The sequence below is a fragment of the Lentzea sp. NPDC004789 genome, from assembly GCF_053601075.1.
In genome coordinates, this window is record NZ_JBSGBE010000017.1 from 1 (window position 1) to 11491 (window position 11491).

An 11491-nucleotide genomic window follows, 5' to 3' on the forward strand; every position below is an offset into this window, starting at 1 on the left:
CCACCGGCCGGGCTATCGTCCCCGGCTCCGCCGGTTCGCCGGCCACTGTCTGGGGCCCCCGGGGTGGCTCCGCGACAACGAGTGGGGTCGGCCGGGCCTCTCGTGGGACCCGGCCGACCCCGCGAACTTCGAGGACGAGGACTAACCGCGCAGCACGGACTCGACCTGCGCCAGCTCGTCGGCCGACAGCGGCCCGAACGCCAGCGCGCCCGCGTTCTCCTCGACCTGCTCCACCGTCCGGACGCCCGGGATCGGAACGAGCCGGGGAGAACGCGCCCAGAACCACGCCAGCGCGCCCTGCACCAGCGTCCGGCCGCCTGAGGTCAGCACGTCGCGGACCGCCTCACGGGCCTCGAAGTACTCCGGCGACGGCTTCCCGTCGACGAAGAACCGCAGCCAGGACGGGTTCGTGACGCGCACGTCGTCCGCGGGCAGCACGTCGAACGTCTCCCGCGCGAGCAACCCCATCGCGAGCGGACGGCGGCACAGCACCGTGAAGTCGCCCGCGTACATCTCGGGGTGGTCGAACAGCAGGTTGATGTCGGCCTGCGCCGCGATCCCGTGCTCGCCCTCGCAGAAGAACCGCGCCCGCTCGACGTCGTCCGTGCTCCAGCCGTACGAGCGGATCTTCCCGGCCGCGACCAGCGCCTCGCACTCGTCGCGCAGCAACGCCGCCTCCTCGAACCCGAGGTCGCCGATGTGCAGCTGGTACAGGTCGATCCGGTCGGTGCCCAGTCGCCGCAACGACCCCTCGACGGCGCGGCGCAGGTACTCGACCGATCCCTCGTTCCCGGTCATCCGGCGGGTGGCCGCGTCGAACCCGCAGCCCCACTTGGTCGCGATGACCACCTCGTCACGCACGGACGCAAACGCTTGCCCCACCAGCGTCTCCGCGTGCCCGCAGCCGTAGACGTCCGCCGTGTCGAACAGCGTCACGCCCAGCTCGAACGCCCGCTGCAGGGCCTTCACCGACTGGCCGTCGTCCGCCGGTCCCCACCCGACGGGCGCGCCGTCGGGGCCGGAGAACGGGCCGCCCATGGCCCACGTGCCGAAACCCATCTTGCCCAGATCCGTCATGGGCACCAGCGAACAACCTGGAGCGCGCTCCAGGTCAACCAGCCGCTTCCAGGAAAAAAGAAATTGCTCGCGTCAGCGACCATCAACGCATGCCACTGGAAAACATCGTCGCCTTCGTCGCGGCCTCGTTCCTCATCGCACTGTCGCCAGGACCCGGTACGGCCATGGTCCTGCGACAGTCGGTGCACGGGCGAAAAGCCGCGCTGGCGACGGTGTTCGGCATGGAGGTCGGCGTCGCGTGCTGGGCCGTCGCCGCCGCGCTGGGCCTGAGCGTGCTGCTCACGGCGTCCGAGATCGCCTACCACGGGCTGCGGATCGCCGGCGCGGTCTTCCTGATCTACCTGGGCGTGAAGGCGCTGCTCAGCAAGACCAAGACGGAAAAAGCGCCGCCGCCCGCGAGCCACGCGTTCCGCAGCGGGCTGATCGTGAACCTGGCCAACCCGAAGCTCGGCGTGTTCGCGATCTCGTTCCTACCGCAGTTCGTGCCTGCCGGGGAGGCCGGCCAGGGGGTTCTGCTCTTCCTCGCCATCGGGTGGGTCCTGATCGACACCGTCTGGTACCTGATCATCGTGTCGATCCTGCACACCATCCGCGGCTGGCTGAGCCGCCCGCGGGTTCGCCCGGCGCTCGAGAAGCTGTCGGGCGGCGTGCTGCTGGCGCTCGGAATCCGGCTGGTACTCGACCCGCGTTGAGATCGGGTTGCCCCGGCGCCAGAACAGCTCGGGCAGTCCGGCCAGCTCACCGAGGGTGTGACAGGCGGCCATGGACGCGTAGCCACCGGCCAGCACGTGCGCGCGAATTCGGTCGAGACGGCCGAACTCGATCACCTCACCGGCGATGAGGAACGGCAGCACCAGCTGCCAGGCCTGCACCACCGCGGGCCGGCGCCGGTGGGGTGCGCGCAGGGCCGCGCGGGCGACTCGTAAAAGGTGCTCGTTCGCGCTCATCGTGTACGGGTGCGCCGAGTGGTCCCAGTTCCACCGGCGTTCCTCCGTGACGGCGCACCGCACGCACTCGACCGGCCCGGTGCCCAGTTCGGCACCGCAGCGGGAGCACGCCAGCAGCGTCATCGCCCAGTCCACGCAGGTCCACGGGTACTCGCCGACGTCGGAGGAGACCACCAGCTCGGCCAGTTCCCGGTCGGCGAGCTGCGACGACGTCCGCAGGGCCTCCCAGTCCGCCAGCCAGAACTGGTCGAGCAGCTCGGCGCAGAAACCGCAGTCGGGGTAGCCGCGACCTGCGAGTTCTCCGCAGGAAGGGCATGCCGAGACCACGGCGGGACGCTGACCGCGACGCGCGCCGGGCGGGAACGGCTGGTGATCAGCCACGGGGAAGAGATTAGGGGTAAAGGGCAGCCTTGGCAGCTGCGGCGCGCGCTGACTATGGTCGGGTCTCGACAACTCAACACAACGCGGGAGCTCGCGCCTGAGCGGGCTGAGAGGGTGACTGGCAGTGCTGCCGGTGTCACCGACCGCCTGAACCTGACCGGGTAATGCCGGCGTAGGGAGGAATGTCGTGACGGCACTTGACGACCGTTCGGTCAAGCCCAGTGTGACCACCGGCCCGATCTCGGGCTCGCGCAAGGTGTACCGCGAGGTGTCCCCGGACATCCGCGTGCCCTACCGCAGGGTGGAGCTGACCAACGGCGAGCATGTCGATCTCTACGACACTTCCGGTCCGTATACCGACGACAACGCGACCATCGACGTCCACAGTGGACTTCCCGACCTCAGGTCGGGGTGGCTCGCCGCACGGGAACCGATCAACGGAGCTGTCAGTCAGCTCGCGTACGCGAAGGCCGGGATCATCACCCCGGAGATGCGCTTCATCGCGGCGCGGGAGAACCTCGACGCGGAGCTCGTGCGCGAGGAGGTGGCCATCGGGCGTGCGGTGATTCCGTTGAACCGCAAGCACCCCGAGGCCGAACCGATGATCATCGGCAAGAAGTTCCTCGTGAAGATCAACGCCAACATCGGCAACTCCGCCGTGTCGTCGTCGATCGAGGACGAGGTCGAGAAGATGGTGTGGGCGACCCGCTGGGGTGCCGACACGATCATGGACCTGTCCACCGGCAAGCGGATTCACGAGACGCGCGAGTGGATCCTGCGCAACTCGCCCGTGCCCGTCGGCACGGTGCCGATCTACCAGGCGCTGGAGAAGGTCAACGGCGACCCGGCGGCGCTGTCGTGGGAGGTCTACCGCGACACCGTGATCGAGCAGTGCGAGCAGGGCGTCGACTACATGACCGTGCACGCGGGCGTGCTGCTGCGGTACGTGCCGCTGACGGCCAAGCGCGTCACCGGCATCGTCTCGCGCGGTGGGTCGATCATGGCCGCGTGGTGCCTCGCGCACCACAAGGAGAGCTTCCTCTACACCCACTTCGAGGAGCTCTGCGACATCCTGCGCACCTACGACGTGACGTTCTCGCTGGGTGACGGGCTGCGGCCGGGTTCCATCGCGGACGCCAACGACGAAGCGCAGTTCGCGGAGCTGCGGACCCTGGGCGAGCTCACGCACATCGCCCGCGCCAAGGATGTCCAGGTCATGATCGAGGGCCCCGGCCACGTGCCGATGCACAAGATCGCCGAGAACGTCCGGCTGGAAGAGGAGTGGTGCGGCGAGGCGCCGTTCTACACGCTCGGCCCGCTGGCCACGGACATCGCGCCGGCGTACGACCACATCACCTCCGCGATCGGCGCGGCGCAGATCGGCTGGCTCGGCACCGCGATGCTCTGCTACGTCACGCCGAAGGAGCACCTCGGCCTGCCCAACCGGGACGACGTGAAGACCGGCGTGATCACGTACAAGATCGCGGCGCACTCCGCCGACCTCGCCAAGGGTCACCCCGGTGCCCAGGACTGGGACGACGCGCTGTCGAAGGCGCGCTTCGAGTTCCGCTGGGAGGACCAGTTCAACCTGTCGCTCGACCCGGACACCGCGCGTTCGTTCCACGACGAGACGCTCCCGGCGGAACCGGCGAAGACGGCGCACTTCTGCTCGATGTGCGGGCCGAAGTTCTGCTCCATGAAGATCACGCAGGACGTGCGGCGCTACGCCGAGGAACGCGGACTGTCCACAGTGGAGGCCATTGAGGCGGGCATGGCGGAGAAGTCCGACGAGTTCGCCGGCACGGGCAACAAGGTCTACCTCCCGGTCGTGGAGACTTCGTGACCACGACCCCACCGAGGGTGCTCACCATCGCCGGAAGCGATTCCGGCGGTGGTGCGGGCATCCAGGCCGACCTCCGCACGCTCTTCGCGTGCGGAGTGCACGGCTGCGTCGCGCTGACCGCCGTGACGGTGCAGAACTCGCTGGGAGTCACGGGTGTCGCCGAGATCCCCGCGGAAACCGTTGCGGCGCAGATCATCTCGGTGGCCGAGGACATCGGGCTGCAGGCCGCCAAGACCGGCATGCTGGCGTCGGCGGCGATCATCGAGGCCATCACCCCGGCACTGGACCGCGTCGGCATCGGCCGCTCCGGCAAGACCCCGTTCGTCGTCGACCCCGTGTCGGCGTCGATGCACGGCGACCAGCTGCTGGCCGACTCGGCGCTGGAGGGGTTGCGGGGCCTGCTCTTCCCGCGCGCCACGCTGGTGACGCCGAACCTCGACGAGGTGCGGCTGATCACCGGCATCGAGGTGAAGGACCGCGCGGACCAGCGGGTGGCCGCAGAGGCGTTGCACGCCATGGGACCGCAGTGGGTGCTGGTGAAGGGCGGCCACATGTGGGACGACCCGGAGTGCCTCGACCTGCTGTACGACGGCCGTGAGTTCATCGAGCTGCCCGGACCGCGCTACGACGTCAAGCACACGCACGGCAGCGGTGACACGCTCGCGTCCTCGATCAGCTCCGCGCTGGCCAAGGGCGCGACCGTGCCGGAAGCGGTGCGGTTCGGCAAGGACTTCATCGTGAAGTCCGTTGCCGCGGCCTATCCACTGGGTGCGGGGGTCGGTCCGGTCTCACCGCTGTGGCGGCTCGGCGAGTAGCGGGCTAGTCGTCCAGGCACAGGCAGAAGGGGTGCCCTGCGGGGTCGAACAGCACCCGGACGTGGGGCTGTGGCTGGAACTCCGCCACCGTCGCGCCCAGGGACACCGCCTCGGCGACCGCCGATTCCAGGTCACCGACCTGGAAGTCGAGGTGCATCATCGGCCGCTGCCGCCCGTCGACCGGCGGCCAGACCGGCGCCCGATAGCCGTCCGCGCGCTGGAACACGAAGAACGGACCGTCCGGGGAGGCGGCGACGATCGCGGTGTCCGCCTCCTCGTGCCCGACGTGCCAGCCGAGGAGCTCGGCGTAGAACCTCGCCAGGCCACCGGGGTCGGGCGCCTCGATCGTCGTTCCCCACCACATGCCGGTGGTCCGCGACCTCATGCGCTACTTCGACTCCTCGCCGACGAGCGTCTCCAACGCGTCCAGCGCGTTGACCAGAGCCGACACGTGTTCGGGGGTGAGCTGTTCGATCCGGCGCTGCAGCTCGCGCACCCGCGCGGACCGCACGCCGGACACCATCGTCTCGCCCTCGGGTGTGGGGGTGGCGAGCCAGGCGCGGCCGTCCTGCGGGTCGGGCTCTCGCTTCACGTACCCGGCCTCGACCAGCGCGGCGACGATGCGGGACAACGTCGGCGGCGCCACGCCCTCCTTGGTCGCCAGGTCGCCCAGGCGCATGGGGCCGCACCTGGCCAGCGTGGCGAGCGCGGAGACGGCACCGGGGCCGAGTCCGGGGGAACCGGTGCGTCGCAGCAACCGGGCCAGTCGGCCGATCGCCAGGTACAGGCGCGCGGTCGCGTCCTCGACCTCGGCGTCAATGGGGGCCGTCACGGCTTGTCGTCCTCCTCGGCGGAAATCAGGTAATGGTCAATCATCCCCCAACACGTGAGTACCCAAGGTAGCGACTCAGAGACCCGGCGAAGACGCTTGGGCCCAAAAGCGCTGCGGAATTCGTCCCGCGATTCGCGCAAGACGTCCGCCCTCGACCGCACAACGCATGGCGGCGCCCATGCGTTCCGGGTCCTGGGCGCGCGTGACGGCCGTCGCCAGGAGCACCGCTGAGCAGCCGAGTTCCATCGCCAGTGCGGCGTCCGACGCGGTGCCGATGCCCGCGTCGAGCACGACCGGAACGGTGGCGCGCGAGGTGATCAGCTCGATGTTGTGCGGGTTGCGGATGCCCAGACCCGTGCCGATCGGCGAACCGAGAGGCATCACCGTCGCGCAGCCGATGTCCTGCAGCTTCAACGCCAGCACCGGATCGTCGTTGGTGTAGGGCAGGACCACGAAGCCGTCCCGCACCAACCGCTCGGCCGCGTCCAGCAGCTCGACCGGGTCGGGCAGCAGGGTCTGCTCGTCGTAAACCACTTCGAGCTTCACCCAGTTTGTTTCCAACGCCTCGCGCGCGAGCTGCGCGGTGAGCACGGCCTCGGCGGACGTGCGGCAGCCCGCGGTGTTGGGCAGCACCTCGATTCCCAGGCGCCGCAACAACTCCAGCACACCGGTCTGGCCGGCGGCGTCGACCCGGCGCATGGCCACGGTGGTCAGCTCGGTGCCGGAGGCCACCAGGGCCCGCTCCAGCACGGAGAGGTTCGCGGCACCGCCGGTGCCGGTGATGAGCCTGGACCGGAACTCCCGGCCCGCGATGATCAGCGGATCGTCCACGTCAGCCTCCCTGGACCGCGGTCAGCACCTCGACCACGCCGCCGTCCGGCACGATCGTGGAGTCCCACAACGCCCTGGGCACCACGGCACCGTCCAGTGCCACGGCCACCCCCTTCTCGGGTGCCCCCACCAGCGACACCACCGCGGCGACGGACGTGCCGTCGACCAGGTCCCGAGAAGTGCCGTTGACCTGTGCTTTCACGAACTTCCTCCCTGAAGCAGAGCCACCACGAGGCGTGCGGTGTACGGGGCCAGCAGAAGGCCGTTGCGGTGGTGGCCGGTCGCGGCGATGACGCCGGGCTCCAGCCAGCGCACGACCGGGACGTTGTCCGGGCTGCCCGCGCGGAACCCGACCGCGGCCTCGGTGAGCGCGTACTCGGCGATGCCCGGCAGCACGGTTTCCGCGTCCCGCAACAGGTCCCTCACGCCGGCGACCGACACGTCGGTGTCGAACCCGGCCTCGTACTGCGTCGCACCGACGACCAGACCGTCGGCCCGCGGCACCAGGTACACCGGACGCCCGGAGACGAGGGCGCGGATGGTGTGCCGAGGCGGCGGCAACGCGCCAGGCCGGTGGGTCAGCCGCAGGATCTCGCCCTTGACCGGGCGGATCACGTCCGCGAGCGCCGGGTGCAGCCGGCCGCTCCACGCCCCGGCCGCGATCACCTCGACCTGCCCGTCCACATCGGACCGCACTCCGGCCTCCACGCATGCCTTCCACAGCGCGGAAAGCAGCTCGCGGTTGTCGACGGCGAGGTCACCGGCGGCGAAGACACCACCGCGCACCGCGGGTCCCAGCGACGGTTCGAGAGCGCGGATCTCCCGCGAGGTCAGCAACTCCCCCGCGTGCCGCAGGTCGGCGAGGTCACCGGGCTGGGTGCCGACCGCGAGCGTCCCGGCGGTGAACAACGGGACACCGATCGACTCGGCGAAGGAGGGCCACATCGCCAGCGCCTCGACACCCTGCGCCACCACGGCTTCCTCGCCGGGCCAGGCCTCCGTCAACGGCGCGAGCATGCCGCCCGCGACCCTCGACCCGGCATGCGGCGAACCGTGGTCGAACACGGAGACCGAGTACCCGGCGCGTGCGCACGCCAGTGCGACGGACAGGCCGATGACGCCGCCACCCCGGACGGCCACTTGCACACTGCTCAAGGCATTCACGCTCCCTGCGCCGGCATGACCCGGATCAGGTTCGACGGTCGGAGCGAACCACGCTCCCTCTCAGCCCGGTGTTCTCCAGGCTCCCGTGCGGACCGACACCAACATAACGGTTACCGTGCGAGCGTGCCAGGACTCGACGGAAACCTGATCAGGCAACGACTCGCCGACGCGACGCTCTACCTCTGCACGCCGAACCGGCCCGATCTGGCCGAGTTCGCGGACGCGGCCCTCGCGGGCGGCGTCGACATCATCCAGCTGCGGGACAAGTCACTGGAGGCGAAGCAGGAGATCGCGGCACTGGAGATCCTCGCCGAGGCCTGCGACACCCACGGCAAGCTCCTCGCCGTCAACGACCGCGCGGACATCGCGTACGCGGTGCAGGCCGACGTGCTGCACCTCGGCCAGGACGACCTGCCGGTCTCGTGCGCGCGCCACCTCATCGGCGAGCACCCGGTGATCGGCCGCTCCACGCACGACACCGACCAGATGCGGGCCGCGGCGACCCAGCACGGCGTGGACTACTTCTGCACCGGCCCGTGCTGGCCGACGCCGACCAAGCCGGGACGTCCCGCACCGGGCCTCGACCTCGTGCGCGCCACCAAGGGCGTGCGGCGGCCGTGGTTCGCGATCGGCGGCATCGACCTGCAGAACCTCCACGAGGTGAAGGCCGCGGGAGCCACGCGGGTGGTCGTCGTGCGGGCCATCACAGAGGCCGAGGACCCGCGCAAGGCCGCCGAGTTGTTCAAATCTGAACTTTGTAGTTGAAATTTGAACAAGCTGGCGTACGCTTGAAGACGTGAGCGCACCAGTTCTGTACCTGAGCCACGGGGCACCCCCGCTGGCTGACGACGAGACGTGGACCAGAGAGCTCAAGGACTGGTCCGCCACCCTCCCGCGCCCGGAGGCCGTGCTCATGGTCTCCGCGCACTGGGAGGAGGCGCCGACGACCATCGGCGCGACCACGACCGTGCCGCTGGTCTACGACTTCTGGGGCTTCCCGCAGCGGTACTACGAGGTCACGTACGAGGCTCCGGGAGCGCCCGAGCTCGCCGCCGACGTGCGCAAGCTCCTCGGCGGGCACGTCCAGCAGGACGCCGAGCGCGGGCTCGACCACGGCGCCTACGTGCCGTTGAAGGAGATGTTCCCCGAGGCCGACGTCCCGGTGCTGCAGATGTCGCTGCCCACGCTCGACCCGCGGGAGCTGCACGCGATCGGGCGGAAGCTGGCGCCGTTGCGGGACAAGAACGTCCTGATCGTCGGCAGCGGGTTCATGACGCACAACCTCAGCTGCGTGCGCCTCGACCAGGACCCCGCCTACGAGCCGCCGTCGTGGTCGAAGGAGTTCGACGACTGGGCGCACCAGCAGCTGGCCGCCGGTGACGTGGACGCGTTGCTGGACTTCCAGCAGAAGGCGCCCGCGGCGGGCATCGCGCACCCGCGGACCGAGCACTTCGCTCCGCTGTTCGTGGCGCTCGGCGCGGCGAGCGACGAGAAAGCCCGTACCAGCGTTGAAGGCTTCTGGTACGGGCTCTCGAAACGATCCGTGCAGTTCAGCTAGGTCATCCGGTCACGAGGCGCAGGCCGAAGCGCGACAGGATCGGGTTGACCGGCTGGAAGTACGTGGTGCCGCCGGAGGTGCAGTTGCCGGAACCGCCGGACGTGACGCCCTGGGCCTGGCCGAAGCCGGAGCCCGCCACCCACGAACCGCCGGAGTCACCGGGCTCCGCGCAGACGTTGGTGCGGGTGAGGCCGCGCACCGTGCCCTGGGCGTAGTTCACGGTCTGGTTCTTGGCCTGGACGCTGCCGCAGTGCCAGCCGGTGGTCGAGCCGGAACGGCAGATCTGCGCGCCCACCGCCGCCTCGGAGGAGCCCTTCACGATCACGTTGGTGCCGTTGTAGCGGTTGACCCACGGCCGCGGGGTCCAGTTCGCGTTGGTGCGCACCCACGAGTAGTCGTTGCCGGGGAAGACCGAGCCGGCGAACGTGCCGGCCGCGACGCGGTTGTAGCCGGAGACGGCCGTGCCCGTGGTGCCGCAGTGGCCGGCGGTCACGAAGCCGCCCTGGACGGAGAAGCCGAGCGAGCAGCGCCCGCCGCCCATGTAGATCGCGTCACCGCCGCGCAGGTCGTACAGCGGCGTCGGGCTCTCGGTCACCTCGGCGACCTGGACGGCACCGCTGATGGACTTCGCGGTGGCGAGCCATTGGTCCGTCGCCGCGTCACGGGTGTTCTTGTTGACCTCGACCACGACGCTGTTGGACTTCTCGTCCACGCGCCAGCTGGTGACCGACTGAGGGGCGCTCATGAGGTCGAGCACCGACTTGGTGCCGTTGAGCTGGGTGAGCGAGTTCTTGACGACCTGGACGTCGGCGCCGCTCACGGAGAGTCCCGACTTGGTCACCGCGACGGTCAGCTTGCCGCTCGCCCGGTCGATCCACGCTCCGCCGAACGCGTCGCCCAGGGAGGCCTTCGCGCGTTCGGCGATTTCGCTCGAGGTCTGGTCAGAAGCCAACCGGACGCGTGCCTGGTCAGCGTTCAGGCCCAAATCACGCTGGACCGCTTGGAGCAATTCGGCCGGGTAGCTCTCCGTGTCGGAACCGGTTGGGGCGACTGGTGCGGCAGGGGCGCCAAACGCCGGTACGCTGAGAGCAGTCACGACTCCGGTGGCGAGCAGAACGGCACCGGTTACACGGGCCGCACTCGTGCGGTTCATCAGACGTCTCCCTCACTTTCGGGTGCAGGGGAACCCGAGAGATCGGTTGCAGGGACCTCTCTCGGGGGCTCTAGGGGGACGGGTGGTGGGGCGGCGGCAGGGGTCGCCCCACCCCTCTCCAATCCCCAGTTCTCTCGTTCTGTGCGAGGGCGCCGCGCTCAAGTGGTCCCGCCACGAGCCTCATTGCGCCCTCCTCTCGGTCTCTTTCGGACCGATTCCTTCGCCCGTTCGAGTGACGTTATGGGCCTGTTACCTGTTACGCCCAACCTCGACCGTGGACGAAGTGTGTCACAGCTCACGACAGATCAACTGCGGTGCGTAGCAATTGACAGTTAACTATCGCTCAAAGTAGTGACCTGATCACCGAATGGGGTCGACAGTTGACGGCGGTGCCGAGCTGTCGGTCGGCTGTCGGGATCCTGTCGACGTGGTGGTCGGTCCGGTCGTCGTGGTGCTTTCGGCGGGCGACTGACCGGAGGTGCTCGGAGGGGCCGTCACGGTGATCGTTTCGGTCTTCGTCGTCTCGGTGTGGATCTCGGTGTGGACGGTCGGTTTCGTGGTCGTCGGCCCGGTGTCCGCGGATGTCGGTGTGCCGGTGACCAGTTGGACGCTCGTGGCGGTGAGGACGGTCACCACGAAGACGAGCAGCCCGCCCACCGCGATGACCTGCCAACGCTTTTCGCGTTCCATCGACCGTTGATAGAGCACGCCGCCCACTGTGGTCACCACACTCGCGAGAACCGCGCCGATGATGGTGCCGACGACGTTGAGGCGAAGGCTCAGCACGGCCGCGGTGACGGCGGCGAGCACACTCGCGACGAGCTTGACGGGGGTGATCTTCTCCTTCTCAGCCATGACATCTGTGGGACGTCGGGCACAGTTCACCGGTT

General features: G+C 69.4%; 14 protein-coding genes and 2 riboswitches. Of the genes, 6 read left to right on the forward strand and 8 right to left on the reverse strand.

Translation table 11 applies throughout. The features are described from left to right. Positions 1–141: 141 nt before the first annotated feature. Positions 142–1077, reverse strand: coding sequence for an aldo/keto reductase (locus tag ACWEIJ_RS32180; protein ID WP_449841005.1), 936 nt, complete (start codon positions 1075–1077; stop codon positions 142–144). A gap of 89 nt (positions 1078–1166) precedes the next feature. Here ACWEIJ_RS32180 and ACWEIJ_RS32185 point away from each other — a divergent pair, with 89 nt between their 5' ends. From ACWEIJ_RS32185 to thiD, 4 genes are all read left to right on the forward strand, one after another. Continuing rightward, positions 1167–1769, forward strand: a complete 603-nt coding sequence (locus ACWEIJ_RS32185) for a LysE family translocator (RefSeq protein ID WP_449841006.1) — start codon at positions 1167–1169, stop codon at positions 1767–1769. A 145-nt stretch (positions 1770–1914) separates the two neighbouring features. Next, positions 1915–2307, forward strand: coding sequence for a hypothetical protein (locus tag ACWEIJ_RS32190; RefSeq protein WP_449841007.1), 393 nt, complete (start codon positions 1915–1917; stop codon positions 2305–2307). A gap of 171 nt (positions 2308–2478) precedes the next feature. Further along, a riboswitch (TPP riboswitch) is annotated at positions 2479–2603 on the forward strand. Next, positions 2593–4248 carry a phosphomethylpyrimidine synthase ThiC gene (gene thiC / locus ACWEIJ_RS32195; protein WP_449841008.1) on the forward strand — a complete coding sequence of 552 codons (1656 nt, stop codon included), beginning with the start codon at positions 2593–2595 and terminating at the stop codon, positions 4246–4248. Its footprint overlaps the riboswitch before it by 11 nt. Then, positions 4245–5063, forward strand: coding sequence for a bifunctional hydroxymethylpyrimidine kinase/phosphomethylpyrimidine kinase (gene thiD / locus ACWEIJ_RS32200; protein WP_449841009.1), 819 nt, complete (start codon positions 4245–4247; stop codon positions 5061–5063). The genes thiC and thiD overlap by 4 nt, the downstream gene beginning before the upstream one ends. Before the next feature lie 4 nt (positions 5064–5067). Here the strand turns inward: thiD and ACWEIJ_RS32205 are convergent, their stop codons facing one another. From ACWEIJ_RS32205 to ACWEIJ_RS32225, 5 genes are all read right to left on the reverse strand, one after another. Next, complete coding sequence (locus ACWEIJ_RS32205) at positions 5068–5448, reverse strand: VOC family protein (RefSeq protein WP_449841010.1); 381 nt, start codon at positions 5446–5448, stop codon at positions 5068–5070. A gap of 3 nt (positions 5449–5451) precedes the next feature. Next, on the reverse strand, positions 5452–5895 hold the full coding sequence (locus ACWEIJ_RS32210) for a MarR family winged helix-turn-helix transcriptional regulator (RefSeq protein ID WP_237048146.1): 444 nt from the start codon (positions 5893–5895) through the stop codon (positions 5452–5454). 75 nt (positions 5896–5970) lie between these two features. Continuing rightward, complete coding sequence (gene thiG / locus ACWEIJ_RS32215; protein WP_449841011.1) at positions 5971–6726, reverse strand: thiazole synthase; 756 nt, start codon at positions 6724–6726, stop codon at positions 5971–5973. 1 nt (position 6727) lies between these two features. Beyond that, complete coding sequence (thiS, locus tag ACWEIJ_RS32220; RefSeq protein ID WP_355433562.1) at positions 6728–6928, reverse strand: sulfur carrier protein ThiS; 201 nt, start codon at positions 6926–6928, stop codon at positions 6728–6730. Further along, positions 6925–7881: an FAD-dependent oxidoreductase gene (locus tag ACWEIJ_RS32225; protein WP_449841012.1), complete on the reverse strand. Its 957-nt coding sequence runs from the start codon at positions 7879–7881 to the stop codon at positions 6925–6927. The genes thiS and ACWEIJ_RS32225 overlap by 4 nt, the downstream gene beginning before the upstream one ends. Further along, positions 7876–7987: riboswitch (TPP riboswitch) on the reverse strand. Its footprint overlaps the gene before it by 6 nt. A gap of 26 nt (positions 7988–8013) precedes the next feature. On the opposite strand from ACWEIJ_RS32225, the gene thiE reads away from it, so the two are divergent. Both thiE and ACWEIJ_RS32235 read left to right on the forward strand, forming a co-directional pair. Next, entirely contained in the window at positions 8014–8655 is a 642-nt protein-coding gene (gene thiE / locus ACWEIJ_RS32230) for a thiamine phosphate synthase (protein ID WP_449841013.1), read from the forward strand. A 31-nt stretch (positions 8656–8686) separates the two neighbouring features. Further along, entirely contained in the window at positions 8687–9448 is a 762-nt protein-coding gene (locus ACWEIJ_RS32235) for a dioxygenase family protein (RefSeq protein WP_449841014.1), read from the forward strand. A gap of 1 nt (position 9449) precedes the next feature. Here ACWEIJ_RS32235 and ACWEIJ_RS32240 read toward each other — a convergent pair whose 3' ends face one another. Both ACWEIJ_RS32240 and ACWEIJ_RS32245 read right to left on the reverse strand, forming a co-directional pair. After that, entirely contained in the window at positions 9450–10601 is a 1152-nt protein-coding gene (locus ACWEIJ_RS32240; RefSeq protein WP_449841015.1) for a S1 family peptidase, read from the reverse strand. A 360-nt stretch (positions 10602–10961) separates the two neighbouring features. Beyond that, positions 10962–11456, reverse strand: a complete 495-nt coding sequence (locus tag ACWEIJ_RS32245; RefSeq protein WP_449841016.1) for a hypothetical protein — start codon at positions 11454–11456, stop codon at positions 10962–10964. Between the last annotated feature and the right edge of the window lie 35 nt (positions 11457–11491).